Genomic DNA, 17,430 nt, shown 5'->3' with positions numbered 1-17,430 from the left:
CGCCCGATCAGCCCCATTGCTCACCAGAGAATGCTTGCCCCCGCCCGGCACCGGAATACGATAACCCTGCTGTTTATTCCAGACATCTGAAGACGAAAAAAACGAACCTGAATGACATCCTCTTTACTCTGCAGCAAATTTTCAGTTCTCAGCTACACTTCCTTTCGCTTTTTCTGACGACAAAATGTTAACGATTACAAATCGAAATGCTTTGTATATCTGACATTTAAGAATTAACGCACGTAGTTATTATGCTGAAAATGCGTTATTTTCAGCGTCGTCTGATAGCCACTAAATAGAGCATTGTCAGAAACTTAATGAGTGCTATACCTCACTGGTTAATTAATCTTTCCGGGAAAAATATGCTGAATTTCAGGGTTTCAGCGTGTGTAAGCGATTACACTGATGTGATCAGGCTCACTTTTTTCCCGCAAATGGTTTTTTAACATTGATAAAAACAATGATGGATAAACCTGGAGGCTACAATGCCTGGCAATACACACAAAAGCAGAACTTCAAATAAGGCGATGACCTTATTTGTCTGCTTTCTGGCGGCCCTTGCGGGACTGCTGTTCGGTCTGGATATCGGCGTTATCGCCGGTGCTCTGCCGTTTATCGCAAAGGACTTTAACGTCACCCCTCATCAGCAGGAGTGGATCGTCAGTTCCATGATGTTTGGTGCGGCGGTCGGTGCTATCGGCAGCGGCTGGATGTCATCCCGCCTGGGCCGTAAGAAAAGCCTGATGGCTGGTGCGATTCTGTTCGTGATCGGTTCACTCTGGTCAGCAATGTCGCCAAACCCGGAAATGCTGATCAGCGCCCGCGTTCTGCTGGGTCTGGCTGTCGGTATCGCCTCTTATACCGCCCCGCTTTATCTTTCTGAGATCGCACCGGAAAAAATTCGCGGCAGCATGATTTCGCTTTACCAGCTGATGATTACTATCGGTATTCTGGGTGCTTACCTGACCGATACCGCATTCAGCTTTACCGGCAACTGGCGCTGGATGCTGGGTATCATCACGATTCCGGCACTGCTGCTGCTGGTCGGTGTTTTCTTCCTGCCAAACAGCCCGCGCTGGCTGGCGGCGCGAGGCAACTTCCGCGATGCACAACGTGTACTGGATCGTCTGCGTGACACCAGCGAGCAGGCAAAACGTGAGCTGGAAGAGATTCGTGAGAGCCTGAAGGTCAAGCAGTCTGGCTGGGGTCTGTTCACCAGCAGCAGCCACTTCCGTCGCGCGGTCTATCTCGGCATCCTGTTGCAGGTGATGCAGCAGTTTACCGGCATGAACGTCATCATGTACTACGCGCCAAAAATCTTTGAAATCGCAGGCTTCACTAACACCACCCAGCAGATGTGGGGCACGGTGATTGTGGGTCTGGTCAACGTTCTGGCCACCTTTATTGCTATTGGTCTGGTGGATCGCTGGGGTCGTAAACCTACGCTGATTCTGGGCTTTATGGTGATGGCAGCCGGTATGGGCGTGCTGGGTACAATGCTGCACTTCGGTATTCACTCAGCAGGCGCACAGTACTTTGCGATCGGTATGCTGCTGATGTTTATCGTTGGCTTTGCCATGTCAGCCGGTCCGTTGATCTGGGTACTCTGTTCCGAAATTCAGCCGCTGAAAGGCCGCGACTTCGGTATCACTGTCTCTACGACCACCAACTGGATCGCAAACATGATCGTGGGTGCAACCTTCCTGACCATGCTGAATACGCTGGGCAATGCGAACACCTTCTGGGTCTACGCACTGCTTAACCTGTTCTTCATTCTGCTGACGCTGATGCTGATTCCTGAGACCAAAAACGTCTCGCTGGAGCACATTGAACGTAATCTGATGGCAGGTAAGAAACTGCGCGACATCGGTTCACGCGACTAACGTTACGTCGTAAAAATCGCGGTAATAAAAAGGCGGGGTTTCCAGAGAAACCCCGCCTTTTTTATAGGTTCAGACAGAGACTATGCAGCGGTGACGTGCGTGACCGGCAGCGGCCGCCGTATACAGCAGAGCGCCAGAGCCATAATAAAAATGGTGGCAGTCTGATTATAAGGCAGTACCGAATCGGTCAGTCCGCAGATAAACAATCCCAGCATCGGCAGCGCAACACCGCGCAGATCGCACTTCTTCAGCACGCCTGCCAGCACGGTCAGATAGAGCAGCGCCAGCGACAGCGCACCCAGCCAGCCCTGCAGCGTCGTCACTTCCAGAAACTCGTTGTGCATGTTGTATTTAACGTTGGTATAGCCCTCAGTATTGTGAGGATAGTGCGCCGTGATGAACTGTCGGGCCTCGGTGGTGCGCGCATCCGGCGTCGCAAAACCGCCATGATGCTCAATAAAATTCATCGCCCCGCCCCAGATAGCCACACGTGCGCCCAGGGAGGTTGAGCTGTTTGAGCCATAGTTCTCGATATCCTGCACACCCTCCACCCAGCGGTTACTGGTCATCAGGATCAGCACCGCCAGCACGCCCACCAGCAAAGCACTAATCCGCCAGTTGGTCAGCAACGATAGCCGATAAGTCTGCACCAGGAACAGCAATCCTGCGGCAATCAGCGCAATCAGGGTCACCCGGGTGCCACATAGGTAGAGCAAGGCAAAGGTCACCGCCAGCGCAACGACATCAGCCACCTTCCAGTACGAGTGCGTCACAAAGCGGCTCAGCCATAGCCAGGCACAGTAGATAAAAAGAATCATGTAGGAGGACATCGAGGCCGCTTCGGTGGTGAGTTTGATGCGGATATTTTCGGTATAAAGATGCTCGTGAATACCAAAGCCCAGCGTAATCAACAGTCCCACCAGAATTAACACTTTTCCGATGCGCAGCGTGGTAGCAGAGACCCGATGACCATAAATCGCCAGACTGAGCAGCACAAAGGCGCCCAGTAACAGTCGCTTCGCCCCCAGCAGATAGTTGCCGATATTGGTGATGGCATCTTTTGAGGGCGCGGTTTCGATCCCTTTAGCGTGTATCGCCCAGAAGAGACGGATCAGGGCAAAAATAATCAGTACAGCAAACAGGGCGATATAAAAACCGTTCTCTTTAAAGTCCTCTCGCCTGCGCACCAGGCCATACAACACGGAGGCAACGGAGAGATAAGAGACCAGATAGAATATTTTTTGCGGCAGGCCGGTAACAAACATATTCAGTGACAGCGCCAGACAGAGCGCAATAACTGAAAAATTAACCATTAACGTTAATCCATCGCGACTGGTTCTATTCGTCATGCTTAACCTCAGTTAGGCGGTTAAACACACTCATCAGGTGCTTCATATAATTTTCCTCATAAAAACCGGTAATGCTCGCTTTAATAACCTGATGATCAGGAAAGTGAAAATCCCCGCTCATGGTGTTGAGAATAGCGGCCAGTGCCATGCTGTCATTAGTGGGATAGAGCTGACCATTGAGACCATTCTGAATAATTTCTGACGGGCCGCTGATGCAGTCGGAGGAGACGCAGTAGACGCCACGCGATATCGCCTCCAGCAGAATCAGCGGGAAGCCTTCGAAGTTAGAGGTCATCACCAGGCAGGTGACCTGTTTAATATGGCGGCTGACATACGCCCAGGCGTTCTCCTGCCAGCCATGCCAGGTAATGCGATCCTGAATCCCGAGTTCCGCCACGTAGTGCTGACAGCGCGTCAGATCTTCGCCGTCCCCCACGATCTCCAGCGTCCAGGGCGTATCGAGTTTCTGCAAGGCATCAAACAGGTCTTTGAGCTGTTTCTGTCGCTGAAAATGGACGCGACCAATATAGAGAAACTTCAGCGCCTGCGGTCTGCCGATAACCTCATCATTGCGCCTGATGGGGTTATAGATGACATCAACGTCAGAGGCACGGGCGCCTAACTCAACCAGCTGCGCTTTGATCTCATGACTGATAGCAAAATGGTGATCGGCCCGCAGCAGATAATGTGGGCGATATCGTTCGCGCGGTGGCAGGTGCATCCAGCTCGAAAGCACGATTTTGCGGCCTGAAAGCGTAATAGCCCGACGCGTCATCAGACAGGGAATGGTGTTGAGGGTCAGAACATGATCGGGTTGATAGCGACGAAAGAAAGCAGCCATTCTCAGCGTGTGAATAAGATTTTTAATTTTCTTATTCCGCAGCGTGCAGACGCTCTCTGCCAGTACGGCATTGGCGGTCCAGGCGCGGGAGTGGCTCTCCTCTCCGCTGTTAATAATAAACAGCCCCGCTTCCGTTCCGGCTTCCGCATTCAGGGCGGTGATCAACTGACAGGTCACATTTTCCATACCACCGCGACCGGCCATCAAATCCGTCACCAGCACAATCCGTTGTTTCCTGACGTTATCATTATTTTTCATTGCTTTATCCATGCTCTGTGCCGTTCGCTTTTCATCCATTCACTCGCCAGTGAATGTCTGCAATAGAATATTCTAAAAAAGGCCATAACTATATTTAATCCAGCAATTTCAGCCGATGGGGTTCGCCATTCCCGACCATCGGCAGGACGGCGTATTGCTTATCCGGAGACAGCTGGCGAAGTATAGACTCTGCGCCGCCCTGTTTGCGGCTAACGTTGAGTTCCTGCGCGGCGGCGATTATTCTGAGCACCATGAAAACACCTCGTCTCCCCATTGCCCTGCAGCAGGCCGTTATGCGCTCACTGCGTCAGTCGCTTGAGCGCGCAAATCAGGTACTGAAAACCGCTTATCCGGAACCGAAACTGCTCTATCAGCAACGCGGAACGGCGGCGGGCACCGCCTGGCTGACCGCCTGGGAAATCCGCATCAATCCGGTGCTGCTGCTGGAAAATCAGCAGGCATTTATCGATGAAGTGGTGCCGCACGAGCTGGCGCATCTGCTGGTCTGGAAGCAGTTTGGTCGCGTCGCACCCCATGGCAAAGAGTGGAAGTGGATGATGGAGGATGTGCTGGGCGTTCCGGCACGACGCACCCATCAGTTTGAGATCGCCTCCGTGCGCAGCAACACTTTCGCTTACCGCTGTCAGTGCCAGCAACATCAGCTGACGGTGCGCCGCCACAATCGGGTGCTGCGCAAAGAGAGTGAATATCGCTGTGTGCACTGTGGCAGCCTGCTGGTCGCAGGCGAGTTTATCGCCTCCTGAGAACACTCCCCATTCCGCCCTATTCCACATTCTGTTAACCTGCCGCCCTTTTTCGTATTAGGTAGAAGCTGGAATATGTCTCGCATTTTAAGTCTGGCGGTTGCACTGCTGTTTGTCCCCGCCGCTGACGCCCTCAACCTGAATAACTATCATCAGAATAACTTTCAGCAGGCCAAAACCTTTGCGGCGGCGATCAATGCCGATGCGCCAGGTTCGTTTTATTGCGGCTGTAAAATTCAGTGGCAGGGAAAAAAAGGCACGCCCGATCTCAGCAGCTGTGGTTACCAGGTGCGCAAAAATGCGAACCGCGCTGCACGTATTGAGTGGGAACATGTGATGCCGGCATGGGAATTCGGTCATCAGCGCCAGTGCTGGCAGGAGGGAGGCCGCAAAAACTGCAGTAAAGATCCCGGCTATCGCCGCATTGAAACTGACCTGCACAATCTGGAACCTGCGGTGGGTGAAGTGAATGGCGACCGTGGCAACTTCGCCTACAGTCAATGGAACGGCAGCGAGAAGCAGTACGGCCAGTGTGAGATGAAGATCGATTTTAAACTCAAACAGGCAGAGCCACCCGCTCGTGCGCGTGGCGCCATTGCCCGCACCTATTTCTACATGCGCGACCAGTATCATCTGCGCATTTCGCGCCAGCAGACGCAGCTGTTTACCGCCTGGGACAGGCTCTATCCCGTCACCCAATGGGAGTGCGAACGCGACCAGCGCATTGCAAAGGTTCAGGGCAATCACAATCCTTATGTGCAGCAGGCTTGCCAGCGCTAAAATCCCTGCCCTACACTAGCTCTTTTTCCCATGACGCCGCTGCAGCGCGGCGTCCGGTCTCAGGAATCTTATGCGCATACCTCGCATCTATCACGCCGGGCCCCTGGACATCGGCAGTGAAATTACCCTGGATGAAGATGCATCCAATCATGTAGGCCGCGTGCTCCGGATGACGGCAGGTCAGCGTCTGGAACTCTTTGATGGCACTAATCTGACTTTTGCAGCAGAGATCACGCATGTTGATAAAAAGCGTGTAAAAGTATCCGTCACAGAGAGCCAGCCGGACGATCGCGAGTCGCCTTTACATCTGCATTTAGGTCAGGTGATGTCGCGCGGTGAAAAAATGGAATTCACTATCCAGAAATCGATCGAACTGGGCGTGAATATCATTACACCCTTGTTTTCCGAGCGCTGTGGCGTAAAGCTTGATGCTGAGCGTCTGGCGAAAAAAATCCAGCAGTGGCAGAAAATTGCGATTGCCGCCTGCGAGCAGTGCGGACGTAATCGCGTGCCGGAGATTCGTGAAGCGATGACACTGGAAGCCTGGTGTGCGGAAGCTGACAGCGGTTTAAAGCTCAACCTGCATCCCCGCGCCAGTCACAGCATCAACACGCTGCCACAGCCTGTTGAGCGGGTACGACTGCTGATTGGTCCTGAAGGCGGTTTGTCTGCGGACGAAATTGCGATGACGGCGCAGCACGATTTTACTGACATTTTGCTTGGCCCACGGGTATTACGCACCGAAACTACCGCGCTGACGGCCATTACGGCACTTCAGGTGAGGTTTGGCGACCTGGGTTAAGCGATACTTTCAGCGGTCCTGACTCATCGGCCCACTGCAGACCGAACCAGACGAGGCGGTCAATGCCGCCTCACCGAGGAGATAATAATGATTAAACTTGGCATCGTGATGGACCCTATTTCGTCCATCAATATTAAAAAAGACTCCAGCTTCGCCATGCTGCTGGAAGCACAGCGCCGTGGTTACGAAATTCACTACATGGAGATGCACGATCTCTCCATGCGTGGTGGCGTGGCGTCTGCCCGCACCCGCCTGCTGACCGTTGAGCAGAACCCTGAGAACTGGTTCCAGTTCGGCAGCGAGCAGGTGATCCCGCTGGCTGATCTGAACGTGGTGCTGATGCGTAAAGATCCGCCATTCGATACCGAGTTCATCTATGCGACCTACATTCTGGAGCGCGCTGAAGAGCTGGGTACGCTGATCGTGAATAAGCCGCAGAGCCTGCGCGACTGTAACGAAAAGCTCTACACCGCCTGGTTCGCCGAGTTTACGCCGGACACCCTGGTCACCCGCAGCAAAGCGCAGCTGCGTGATTTCTGGCAGGAGCATGGTGATATCATCATGAAGCCGCTGGATGGTATGGGCGGTGCGTCTATTTTCCGCGTGAAGAAAGACGATCCTAACTTTGGCGTGATTACCGAAACCCTGACCGAGCATGAGAGTCGTTTCTGCATGGCGCAGAACTACATTGCGGCAATCAAAGAGGGTGACAAACGCGTGCTGGTGGTGGATGGCGAGCCGGTGCCTTACTGCCTGGCACGTATTCCGCAGGGCGGTGAAACGCGTGGCAACCTCGCGGCTGGTGGGCGTGGTGAAGCACGTGCGTTAAGCGAAAGCGACTGGGAAATTGCACGTCGTGTTGGCCCGACGCTGAAAGCAAAAGGACTGATTTTTGTCGGTCTGGACATCATCGGTGATAAACTGACAGAAGTTAACGTGACCAGCCCAACCTGCATACGTGAAATTGAGGCTGCGTTCCCGATCTCCATCACCGGCATGTTGATGGATGCCATTGAGAAACGCCTGGGCTGAGCAAAACGCCGGGGCGAGGCTCCGTGATCAACCCAATACCGGTGCGGTCGTCGCGTGCCGGTTATTTTTTTGGTACATCGTGTGACAATGAATTTACAACATCACTTTTTGATTGCCATGCCTTCATTGCAGGATCCTTTCTTCAAACGTTCCGTAGTCTATATCTGTGAACATAACGAAGAGGGTGCAATGGGACTGATCATTAATAAACCCATGGAAAACCTGACGGTTGAAGGCATTCTGAAGAAGCTGAAAATCTCTGCTGAAGATCGCGATCCGTCGATCAAGCTGGATAAACCGGTGTTTACCGGCGGGCCGCTGGCAGAAGATCGTGGCTTTATCCTGCACTCAGCCCAACGCACGTTTACCTCCAGCATTCGTGTGTCCGATAACACGATCATCACCACGTCCCGTGACGTGCTGGAGTCCATCGGCACGGCGTCTCAGCCCACCAATGTGCTGGTCGCGCTGGGTTACTGTGCCTGGGAAAAAGATCAGCTGGAGAATGAGCTGATGGAAAATGCCTGGCTGACGACGCCAGCTAACAGCAACATCCTGTTCCAGACGCCGATTTCAGAGCGCTGGCGCGAAGCGGCGCGCAGTATTGGCGTCGATATTCACAACATGGCCAGCGACGCCGGACACGCCTGATGTCAACTCAAACTCTGTTAGGTTTCGATTTCGGCACCAAAAGTATTGGTGTCGCCGTAGGGCAGCAACTCACTGGCAGCGCCCGACCGCTGACCGCCCTGAAAGCGCAGGATGGCATTCCGGACTGGCTGGTGATCGAAAAGCTGCTGAAAGAGTGGCAGCCCGATTTCGTGGTCGTCGGCTTACCGCTCAATATGGATGGCACTGAGCAGCCGTTAACTGACCGCGCGCGTAAATTTGCTAACCGTCTGCACGGTCGCTTTGGCATTCGTGTAGAGCTTCAGGATGAACGACTCAGCACGGTAGAAGCGCGTGCTGGCCTGTTTGAACGTGGTGGTTATCGCGCGCTCAATAAAGGGTCGGTTGATTCACAGTCTGCTGCCATCATTTTGCAGGACTGGTTCGAAAACCATTACTGACCTTCCGGCTTAATCAGCCCGTCAGCCTGACGCGCCAGCCTGCTCTGCTCGAACGTCTGCATACCGGCCTGTGCGCCGGTCTGTAGCATTGCCGGGATCTGGTGCATCTTGCCTTCCCTGATCAGATTCGTAATGCCAGGCGTGGCAATCAGTAGCTCAAACAGTCCAATGCGCGACCCGGCAGCAGACGGCACCAGTTTCTGTGCAATCACCGCTTTCAGGCTGCCTGCCAGTTGAGTGCGCACCAGATGCTTCTCCTCCGCCGGGAAGACATCCACCAGCCGATCCACCGCCTGTGCTGCGCCACGTGTGTGCAGTGTTGCCAGCACCAGATGGCCGGTCTCTGCCGCCGTTAGCGCCTGTCTGATCGTGTCGCTGTCGCGCAGTTCGCCCAGCAGAATGACGTCAGGATCTTCACGCAGTGCCGCCTTTATCCCCTGGGCGAACGAACTGCAGTGCAGGCCGATTTCGCGCTGCTGAATCAGCGACTGCTGGCTGTGGTGAATAAATTCAATCGGGTCTTCCAGCGTAATGATATGGCGCGCCTGCTGTCCGTTCAGCGCATCGACCAGCGCCGCCAGCGTGGTAGATTTACCGCTGCCCGTGGCACCGGTCACCAGAATCAGCCCATCCTGCTGCGTCAGTAACGTCGGCACAATAGCAGGCAATTGCAGGCTCTCCAGCGTCGGGCACACAGAGGCAATAATGCGCAGCGCCAGTGACAGGCCGTTACGCTGCTTAAACAGGTTTGCGCGCAGACGCTGGCCGCAGGCCAGGCTCAGGGCGAAATCGAGCTGCCCTGTGCTCGCCAGTTCCTGACACTGCGGGTCACTGAGCCAGCGGGCCATAAACTGCGCCATCCAGTCAGCAGAGAGCACGGCCTGCTGTGGAATCGCCTCCAGCCGTCCCTGCCGTCGCCAGTAGGGCAAATGTCCGCTGCAAAGGTGCAGATCGACGGCATTATGCTTTACACTAAGCTCCACCATTTCATCCAGATTCATAATTTCTCCTGACTATGACCTCAATCCAGCAGAACCTACAGCAAGTGCGGCAGCGAATCGCCGCCGCTGCCGCGCAGTGCGGCCGCGCACCAGAAGAAATTACCCTGCTTGCAGTCAGTAAAACCAAACCTGCGAGCGCGGTCGAAGAAGCCTTTGCCGCAGGCCAGATTGGCTTTGGTGAAAATTACGTTCAGGAAGGGGTTGAAAAGGTCCAGGCACTGGCCGCACATCCTGAGCTGGAGTGGCACTTCATCGGCCCGCTGCAGTCCAACAAAAGCCGTCTGGTGGCAGAAAATTTCGCCTGGTGTCACACCATTGACCGCCAGCGTATTGCGCAGCGGCTCAGCGATCAGCGGCCCGCCTCGCTGCCACCGCTGAATGTGTTAATTCAGGTAAATATCAGTGACGAGAACAGCAAATCTGGCATCATGCTGGAGGCCGTTTCCGGGCTGGCGGAGCAGATTGCTGCGCTGCCGCAACTGCGGCTGCGGGGATTGATGGCGATTCCGGCTGCGGAGAGCGATTATCAGCGTCAGCTGGCAGTGTGTCAGCAGATGGCGGAAGCCTTCCGGCAGTTGCAACAGCAGTATACGGATATTGATACGCTTTCACTGGGAATGAGCGATGACATGGAGGCGGCAATCGCCGCAGGCAGTACGATGGTGCGTATCGGCACCGCCATTTTTGGCGCACGAGATTATGCGCACAACTCACAACAATAATAGAGGAACTTCATGTTAACACTGACGTTTTTAGTAAAAACGCTGATCGATCTCTACGTCATGGTGCTGCTGTTACGCATCTGGATGCAGTGGTCCCGCTGCGATTTTTACAATCCAGTGGCACAGTTTGTCGTTAAAGTGACACAGCCGGTTGTTAAGCCACTGCGCCGCATACTGCCGGCTCTGGGGCCGATTGATACTGCTTCACTGCTGCTGGCCTTTGTGCTGACCACGCTGAAATACCCGATTTTATTGCTAATCCAGGTGGGTGTGTTCTCGGTCGATCCGACTAATCTGCTGGTCGGCCTGCTGTCGCTGGTTAAATCCGCCGGCTATCTGGTCTTCTGGGTCATCATCGTACGCTCTCTGATGAGCTGGATTAGCCAGGGTCGGGGTCCTGTCGATTATCTGCTGGTGCAGTTAACCGAGCCGATGATGGCACCGATTCGCCGTATTCTGCCTGCGATGGGCGGCATCGATTTCTCAGCGATGATCGTCATCCTGGTGCTGTATGCCCTGAACTTTCTCGGCATGGACCTGTTCCCGGGTCTCTGGTATCTGCTGTAAATGAATCAAACTGGAACTGTTATGCAAAAAGTTGTCCTCGCAACCGGCAATCCCGGCAAAGTGCGTGAGCTGGCGGAGTTACTCTCCGCCTTTGGTCTGGATATCGTCGCGCAGACTGACCTTGGGGTTGAATCGGCGGATGAGACCGGCCTGACCTTTATTGAGAACGCGATTCTCAAGGCGCGTCACGCGGCACAGATCACCGGATTACCAGCTATTGCCGATGACTCCGGCCTGGCCGTGGATGCGCTGGGCGGCGCGCCTGGCATCTACTCTGCGCGCTACGCCGGTGAAGAGGCCAGCGATCAAGAGAACCTGGAGAAGCTGCTGCAGGCGCTGGAAAATGTGCCTGACGGTCAGCGCCAGGCGCAGTTTCACTGCGTGCTGGTCTATCTGCGTCATGCGGAAGACCCGACCCCGCTGGTGTTCCACGGCAGCTGGCAGGGTGAGATTACCCGCTCCGCCTCTGGCACCGGTGGCTTTGGTTACGACCCGATTTTCTTTGTCCCGGCGCTGGGTAAAACAGCGGCCGAGCTGAGTAAAGCGGAAAAAGGTGCAGCTTCTCACCGGGGTAAAGCATTGACGCTGTTGCTGGAAGCCATGCGTAATGCCTAATCTGCCGCCGTTAAGTCTCTATATCCACATTCCGTGGTGCGTACAGAAATGTCCCTACTGTGATTTTAACTCCCATGCGCTAAAAGATGAGGTGCCGCACGTTGAATACGTACAGCACCTGCTGCGCGATCTGGAGATCGACCTGCCGCTGATCGGTGACCGTGAAGTGCGCACGATCTTCATCGGTGGCGGCACGCCCAGCCTGCTGAGCAGCAGCGCGATGCAGATGCTGATGGATGGTGTGCGGGCGCGTCTGACGCTCTCCCCTGATGCCGAAGTGACCATGGAAGCCAATCCGGGCACCGTGGAAGCGGACCGGTTCAGTGCCTATCAGCGCGCCGGTATTAACCGTATTTCGATTGGCGTGCAAAGTTTCAGCCCGCAAAAGCTGCAGCGTCTTGGCCGCATTCATGGCCCGGAAGAGGCCGTCCGCGCCGCTGAACTGGCGGAGTCTCTGTCGCTGCGCAGCTTTAACCTCGACCTGATGCATGGCCTGCCCGATCAGTCGCTGGAAGAGGCGCTTGATGATTTACGTCAGGCGATTGCGCTGAATCCGCCGCATCTCTCCTGGTATCAGCTCACTATCGAACCCAACACCCTGTTTGGCTCACGCCCGCCGGTGCTGCCGGATGATGATGCGCTGTGGGATATTTTCGAACAGGGCGATCAGTTGCTGCAGGCGGCCGGTTATCAGCAGTATGAGACCTCCGCCTACGCGAAGCCGGGTTATCGCTGTGAACACAACCTCAACTACTGGCGCTTCGGCGACTATCTGGGAATTGGATGTGGCGCGCACGGCAAGCTGACGCAGCCAGATGGCCGCATTGTTCGCACGGTGAAAACCCGTCATCCGCGTGGGTTTATGCAGGGCAACTATCGCGAAAAGCAGTACGACGTTGCCGATAGCGACAAGCCGTTTGAATATTTTATGAACCGCTTTCGCCTGCTGGAGGCCGCGCCGCGTGACGAATTCTGCCGCTACACCGGCTTGTCAGAGCAGGTGATTCGTCCACAGATGGATGCCGCGATTGCCGCCGGTTACGTGATAGAAACCGCTGAGCAGTGGCAGATTACGGAGAAAGGAAAACTCTTCCTGAACTCGCTGCTGGAGCTGTTTTTAGCGGAAGAATAGGCGAGGAAGGGTTAAAAAAAACGCCTCAGCCCGGCAGGCTGAGGCGTTTTTTATTTTTTCAGTGCGCCCGTAAGCTGTTTACGCTGATCTTCCAGCGAAATAACGCGATTACACACCTCGTGGCCGAAGTTCTGGAAATCCTGCTCCTGTTTGCTCCACTCAGCCTGAATCGACTGCTGCAAACCGCCAAGATTCCCCATAATCGCCTGCAGGGGATTACTTCCACCGCTGCCCTGCTTACTGCCCATCTCATTCAGACTATCCTGCATCACGCCGCCCAGCGTCGACTGCACCAGCCTTTCACCTTCGGCGCGCACCTGATCAATCGCCTGATGGTGGAACGTCAGCCCGTCTTCACGGTGTTCAATAATGCGATTCATCTGCTGTTTCAGCTGGCCATTCAGTGTGGTCAGGCGATTGCGCACGTTGCTGTCGGTGCCCAGTTTCTCAACGATGACCCGATCCAGTGCCGCCCGCCCTTTCTCCAGACGTGACGTCGCCCCGCTGTCGATCCACGGCAGATCGCGACGCAGCGCGTTCTGATAGTCGATCGCTTTCTGGCGCTCAGCATTATCCAGCGTGACCTTCTGTCCATTGAACTGCACGTCGCCCTGCGGCGAGATTTCCATATTGCCGTTGGCACCGACCACCTGCACACTCTGTGGTCTGATGACCACATCGTCCTGAGGCTTAACGCTGCATTCATAGGCTGCCTGAGCCTGAGTTGCTGCTACCAGCAGCACAGCAAGAAGCGTTTTACGCATCATATCTACTCCCTAAGATCGGGTCTGAAACCCTTTGATCGGGCCTCAGCCCGACACGGTGTGACGACTTAGTCCCACCAGACGTCAAAGAGTTCAGTCATCTGCACGTCCTGCAGCTTGCGGTCTTCAAGCCATTTGCGAACCAGCGCACGATGTTCATCAGTACATTTGCCGGTTTTCTGCAGGCAAACCAGACCTTCCCACACCAGGTAACCGCTGCCATCGAAAGCCAGACCGTTAGGATCGATCGCTTCGTTGATGAACTGGTTCAGCGTCTCATCAATTTCGCTTTCGCTGGTGCCTTCCGGGAAACGCCAGGCAACCGAGAAGCCCAGTTCCTGAAACTCATCGATGTGCAGTTTTTTACGTAAACGGCGGCTGCGTTGTGTGGCCATTATTTCACCCTCTCAAACATTAAATCCCATACGCCGTGGCCTAAACGCTGCCCGCGCTGCTCAAACTTGGTCAGTGGACGCGTCTCAGGACGCGGCACGTAATTGTGTTGTTCTGACTGGTTGCGGTAGCCAGAAATGCTGTTCATCACTTCCAGCATATGTTCCGCGTAGGCTTCCCAGTCGGTCGCCATGTGGAAAACGCCGCCCAGCTTCAGTTTACGCATCACCAGCTCGGCGAAAGGCACCTGAACGATACGGCGTTTATTGTGGCGCGCTTTATGCCATGGATCGGGGAAGAAAAGCTGAACCATACGCAGTGAGTTATCCGGAATCATCTTCTCCAGCACTTCCACCGCGTCATGACACATTACCCGCAGGTTCTGCACATCGGCTTCTTTCGCGGAAGCCAGACAGGCACCTACGCCTGGCGCATGCACTTCAATACCCAGGAAGTTCTGATGTGGCGTGTTCTGCGCCATAGTGACCAGCGAGGCACCCATGCCAAAGCCAATCTCCAGCGTCACCGGGGCTTCGCGGCCAAACAACGCGGGCAGATCGACAGGCTCCGGCTGATATTCCACCCCCATGATCGGCCACAGGGTGTCCAGCGCCTGCTGCTGGCCTTTTGTTAAGCGACCCTGGCGGCGCACAAAGCTACGGATCCGGCGCAATGGCCGCCCGTTCTCATCAAATTCTGGGGTGATGACGTCATTAATCATGTAAAAGCCTGCTGGTTAGCCTGTTCCGGGAAACGGGCATTATGCAAAGTTCATAAGCAGAAGCAAGCCTTTGCAATCTTCCGGTTTACACCCAGGTGCGCATGTGCTGGAATTCCTGCCTGAGTGTAGAGTAAACACGGAAAATTTCCTTCTTATGATGCAAGCGCCGCAGTTCGCGCAACAGGTGCTGGACTGGTATCAGCGCTTTGGTCGCAAAACCCTGCCGTGGCAGCTGGAGAAAACGCCTTATAAGGTGTGGCTCTCCGAAGTGATGCTACAGCAAACCCAGGTTGCCACGGTAATCCCCTATTTTGAACGCTTTATGGCGCGCTTCCCCACGGTTACCGATCTGGCTGCGGCACCGCTCGATGAGGTGCTGCATCTCTGGACCGGGCTGGGCTACTACGCCCGTGCGCGTAATCTGCATAAAGCCGCAAAGCAGATTGTCGAGGTGCATCAGGGCGAGTTCCCACGTAATTTTGATGATGTCTCTGCCCTGCCCGGCGTTGGCCGCTCCACGGCCGGCGCGATTCTGTCGCTGTCACTGGGCCAGCACTTCCCGATTCTGGATGGCAACGTCAAGCGTGTGCTGGCTCGCTGCTATGCCATTGGCGGCTGGCCGGGTAAAAAAGAGGTCGAAAAACGTCTCTGGCAGATCAGTGAAGAGGTCACCCCTGCCGAGGGCGTCAGCCAGTTTAATCAGGCAATGATGGATCTGGGTGCTCTCGTCTGTACCCGATCGAAGCCGAAGTGTGAAATCTGTCCGCTTAACAGCGGCTGTGAGGCGTACGCCAGCAGCAGCTGGGCGAGCTATCCCGGCAAGAAACCTAAGCAGGTGCTGCCGGAACGCAGCGGCTGGTTCCTGATGATGCAGGATGGCGATGATGTCTGGCTGGAGCAGCGTCCGCCTGTGGGCCTGTGGGGCGGTCTGTTCTGCTTCCCGCAGTTCACCACCGAAACGGCGCTCACCGACTGGCTGACGGCGCGTGGCATCCATGCAAAACCGCAGCAGCTAACCGCGTTTCGTCACACCTTCAGCCATTTCCATCTTGATATCGTGCCAATGTGGCTGTCATGGCCTTCTGCCGGGGCGGCGATGGATGAAGCAGGCGGTCTCTGGTATAACTTAGCGCTGCCACCATCTGTGGGATTAGCTGCACCCGTTGAGCGCCTGTTACACGAGCTGCGCCATCCCCGACAACTGGCTTTGGACAGTTGTGAGATTAATGAGGAAGAGTAATGAGCCGCACCATTTTTTGTACTTTTTTACAGCGCGACGCGGAAGGTCAGGATTTTCAGCTCTATCCGGGCGACCTGGGTAAGCGTATTTACAACGACATCTCCAAAGAAGCCTGGCAGAAGTGGATGGCGAAACAGACCATGTTGATCAACGAGAAAAAGCTCAACATGATGAATCCCGAAGATCGTAAAGTGCTGGAGAAGGAGATGATCAATTTCCTGTTCGAAGGTAAAGACGTTCATATCGAAGGCTATACACCGCCAGAAGCGTAAACATTCCGGGCCTCATCACTGAGGCCGGTTATCCAGGTCAGGCTTGCATTCCCAATGAATAAAAAATTAATCGCCCTGCTGGTGATAGCACCACTTCTGGTTTCCTGCTCCGGGTCAAAGAAGCAGCAGACCCACGAGGAGTGGGTAAAAGACACCAACGCCTTTGATATTCTGATGGGGCAGTTTGCTCATAATATTGAGAATATCTGGGGTATCAATGAGGTCCTGATCGCCGGACCAAAAGATTACGTCAAATACAGCGACAACTATTACACCCGCAGCCACATCAACTTTGAAAGCGGTAAGCTGACCATCGAGACGATTTCTGGCACCGATCCGATGGCCAGTCTGCGTCAGGCGATCGTGACCACGCTTTTGATTGGTGAAGATCCGGGTAATGTCGATCTCTATTCTGACGCCAACGACATCGAGATCAGTAAAGAGCCGCTGCTCTATGGTCAGGTGCTGGATAACACCGGTCAGCCGATTCGCTGGCAGGGCCGCGCGGAAGCTTTTGCTGACTATCTGATCCAGAATAAGTTGATGCGTCGCACTTCGGGTCTGCATGTGATTTACAGCATTTCGATTCCGATGGTGCCGAACCACCTGGACAAACGTGCGCACAAATACCTGCCGATGGTGCGTAAAGCTTCCGAACAGTATGGTGTCGATGCCTCATTGATCCTGGCGATTATGCAGACCGAGTCGAGCTTTAACCCCTACGCCGTAAGCCACTCTGATGCGCTGGGTCTGATGCAGGTGGTGCAGCACACCGCCGGTGTTGACGTCTTCCGCATGAAGGGTAAATGGGGCAAGCCGAGTCGCAGTTATCTGCTGGACCCAGAAAACAATATCGATGCCGGTACGGCTTATCTGTCGCTGTTGCAGCGCAGCTATCTGGGCGGCATTCAGGATCCGGTATCACGCCGCTATGCGGTGATCACCGCCTATAACGGCGGCGCAGGCAGCGTGTTGCGCGTCTTCTCCAGCGATAAAGATCGGGCGTTTTCGATGATCAACGGTATGTCATCCAGCAAGGTTTACTCGACCCTGGCGAACCAGCACCCGTCGGCGGAGTCGCGTCGTTATCTGTATAAGGTGAGTACTGCGCAGAAGAGTTATCGGGGATTCTGATCGGCCCGCTGAAGCGGGGTTGTTGTTCGCTGCGCGAACGGGGCTTGAGTACGGAGCTGAAGCTGGTGTTTGTTCGCTGCGCGAACGGGC

The 17,430-nt window shown here is 54.8% G+C and carries 21 protein-coding genes; 14 read left to right on the top strand and 7 right to left on the bottom strand.

Annotated elements, in window-relative coordinates:
- Nucleotides 1–485 precede the first annotated feature (485 nt).
- Nucleotides 486–1,883, top strand: a complete 1,398-nt coding sequence (locus tag NP77_RS14905) for a sugar porter family MFS transporter (RefSeq protein ID WP_003853371.1) — start codon at nt 486–488, stop codon at nt 1,881–1,883.
- Nucleotides 1,884–1,963: 80 nt separating this feature from the next.
- Here NP77_RS14905 and NP77_RS14900 read toward each other — a convergent pair whose 3' ends face one another.
- From NP77_RS14900 to NP77_RS23705, 3 genes are read right to left on the bottom strand one after another with little or no spacing between them, the layout of a single operon-like run.
- The gene (locus NP77_RS14900; RefSeq protein WP_082040846.1) at nt 1,964–3,196 is read right to left on the bottom strand and encodes an O-antigen ligase; all 1,233 of its coding nucleotides are present in this window, start codon (nt 3,194–3,196) and stop codon (nt 1,964–1,966) included.
- Between the two features lie 25 nt (nt 3,197–3,221).
- A complete protein-coding gene (locus NP77_RS14895) occupies nt 3,222–4,370 on the bottom strand; it encodes a glycosyltransferase (protein ID WP_052250648.1) in 1,149 nt (382 codons plus the stop codon).
- Between the two features lie 55 nt (nt 4,371–4,425).
- A complete protein-coding gene (locus NP77_RS23705) occupies nt 4,426–4,584 on the bottom strand; it encodes a hypothetical protein (RefSeq protein ID WP_039660724.1) in 159 nt (52 codons plus the stop codon).
- On the opposite strand from NP77_RS23705, the gene NP77_RS14885 reads away from it, so the two are divergent.
- From NP77_RS14885 to ruvX, 6 genes are all read left to right on the top strand, one after another.
- Nucleotides 4,583–5,095 (top strand): SprT family zinc-dependent metalloprotease, encoded by a 513-nt coding sequence (locus NP77_RS14885; protein ID WP_072040366.1) that lies wholly within the window; start codon nt 4,583–4,585, stop codon nt 5,093–5,095. The genes NP77_RS23705 and NP77_RS14885 overlap by 2 nt on opposite strands.
- A gap of 75 nt (nt 5,096–5,170) precedes the next feature.
- Entirely contained in the window at nt 5,171–5,875 is a 705-nt protein-coding gene (gene endA, locus NP77_RS14880; RefSeq protein WP_039660720.1) for a deoxyribonuclease I, read from the top strand.
- A 70-nt stretch (nt 5,876–5,945) separates the two neighbouring features.
- The gene (gene rsmE / locus NP77_RS14875) at nt 5,946–6,677 is read left to right on the top strand and encodes a 16S rRNA (uracil(1498)-N(3))-methyltransferase (RefSeq protein ID WP_039660718.1); all 732 of its coding nucleotides are present in this window, start codon (nt 5,946–5,948) and stop codon (nt 6,675–6,677) included.
- 87 nt (nt 6,678–6,764) lie between these two features.
- Nucleotides 6,765–7,709 carry a glutathione synthase gene (gshB, locus tag NP77_RS14870; protein ID WP_003853383.1) on the top strand — a complete coding sequence of 315 codons (945 nt, stop codon included), beginning with the start codon at nt 6,765–6,767 and terminating at the stop codon, nt 7,707–7,709.
- An 87-nt stretch (nt 7,710–7,796) separates the two neighbouring features.
- Nucleotides 7,797–8,360, top strand: a complete 564-nt coding sequence (locus NP77_RS14865; protein ID WP_039660716.1) for a YqgE/AlgH family protein — start codon at nt 7,797–7,799, stop codon at nt 8,358–8,360.
- Nucleotides 8,360–8,779, top strand: a complete 420-nt coding sequence (gene ruvX / locus NP77_RS14860; RefSeq protein ID WP_003853387.1) for a Holliday junction resolvase RuvX — start codon at nt 8,360–8,362, stop codon at nt 8,777–8,779. Before NP77_RS14865 ends, ruvX begins: the two co-directional genes overlap by 1 nt.
- Here ruvX and NP77_RS14855 read toward each other — a convergent pair.
- Nucleotides 8,773–9,780: a type IV pilus twitching motility protein PilT gene (locus tag NP77_RS14855; protein WP_003853390.1), complete on the bottom strand. Its 1,008-nt coding sequence runs from the start codon at nt 9,778–9,780 to the stop codon at nt 8,773–8,775. The two genes, ruvX and NP77_RS14855, sit on opposite strands and share 7 nt — an antisense overlap.
- A 14-nt stretch (nt 9,781–9,794) precedes the next feature.
- On the opposite strand from NP77_RS14855, the gene NP77_RS14850 reads away from it, so the two are divergent.
- Genes NP77_RS14850 through hemW form a run of 4 tightly spaced genes read left to right on the top strand, consistent with a single transcriptional unit; the run spans nt 9,795 to nt 12,816 of the window.
- Nucleotides 9,795–10,502: a YggS family pyridoxal phosphate-dependent enzyme gene (locus NP77_RS14850; RefSeq protein WP_039660712.1), complete on the top strand. Its 708-nt coding sequence runs from the start codon at nt 9,795–9,797 to the stop codon at nt 10,500–10,502.
- Nucleotides 10,503–10,514: 12 nt separating this feature from the next.
- Nucleotides 10,515–11,069 carry a YggT family protein gene (locus NP77_RS14845; RefSeq protein WP_003853395.1) on the top strand — a complete coding sequence of 185 codons (555 nt, stop codon included), beginning with the start codon at nt 10,515–10,517 and terminating at the stop codon, nt 11,067–11,069.
- 21 nt (nt 11,070–11,090) lie between these two features.
- Nucleotides 11,091–11,684 (top strand): XTP/dITP diphosphatase, encoded by a 594-nt coding sequence (locus NP77_RS14840; protein ID WP_039660709.1) that lies wholly within the window; start codon nt 11,091–11,093, stop codon nt 11,682–11,684.
- Nucleotides 11,677–12,816 (top strand): radical SAM family heme chaperone HemW, encoded by a 1,140-nt coding sequence (hemW, locus tag NP77_RS14835; protein WP_003853400.1) that lies wholly within the window; start codon nt 11,677–11,679, stop codon nt 12,814–12,816. The genes NP77_RS14840 and hemW overlap by 8 nt, the downstream gene beginning before the upstream one ends.
- A 50-nt stretch (nt 12,817–12,866) precedes the next feature.
- Here the strand turns inward: hemW and NP77_RS14830 are convergent, their stop codons facing one another.
- The 3 genes from NP77_RS14830 to trmB form a co-directional block, all read right to left on the bottom strand.
- Nucleotides 12,867–13,583, bottom strand: coding sequence for a DUF2884 domain-containing protein (locus NP77_RS14830; RefSeq protein ID WP_003853402.1), 717 nt, complete (start codon nt 13,581–13,583; stop codon nt 12,867–12,869).
- A 65-nt stretch (nt 13,584–13,648) separates the two neighbouring features.
- Nucleotides 13,649–13,975, bottom strand: coding sequence for a YggL family protein (locus NP77_RS14825; RefSeq protein ID WP_003853403.1), 327 nt, complete (start codon nt 13,973–13,975; stop codon nt 13,649–13,651).
- Nucleotides 13,975–14,694 (bottom strand): tRNA (guanosine(46)-N7)-methyltransferase TrmB, encoded by a 720-nt coding sequence (trmB, locus tag NP77_RS14820; RefSeq protein WP_003853405.1) that lies wholly within the window; start codon nt 14,692–14,694, stop codon nt 13,975–13,977. The genes NP77_RS14825 and trmB overlap by 1 nt, the downstream gene beginning before the upstream one ends.
- A 154-nt stretch (nt 14,695–14,848) precedes the next feature.
- Here trmB and mutY point away from each other — a divergent pair, with 154 nt between their 5' ends.
- From mutY to mltC, 3 genes are read left to right on the top strand one after another with little or no spacing between them, the layout of a single operon-like run.
- On the top strand, nt 14,849–15,934 hold the full coding sequence (gene mutY / locus NP77_RS14815; protein ID WP_003853407.1) for an A/G-specific adenine glycosylase: 1,086 nt from the start codon (nt 14,849–14,851) through the stop codon (nt 15,932–15,934).
- Nucleotides 15,934–16,206, top strand: coding sequence for an oxidative damage protection protein (locus tag NP77_RS14810; RefSeq protein WP_003853409.1), 273 nt, complete (start codon nt 15,934–15,936; stop codon nt 16,204–16,206). Before mutY ends, NP77_RS14810 begins: the two co-directional genes overlap by 1 nt.
- Nucleotides 16,207–16,260: 54 nt before the next feature.
- Nucleotides 16,261–17,340 (top strand): membrane-bound lytic murein transglycosylase MltC, encoded by a 1,080-nt coding sequence (mltC, locus tag NP77_RS14805; protein ID WP_003853410.1) that lies wholly within the window; start codon nt 16,261–16,263, stop codon nt 17,338–17,340.
- The last annotated feature ends 90 nt before the right edge of the window (nt 17,341–17,430 follow it).

The organism is Pantoea sp. MBLJ3 (genome assembly GCF_000816655.1).
In the GTDB taxonomy this organism is placed as follows: Bacteria; Pseudomonadota; Gammaproteobacteria; order Enterobacterales; family Enterobacteriaceae; genus Pantoea; species Pantoea eucalypti.
This window is presented reverse-complemented; position numbering and strand designations above follow the sequence as displayed.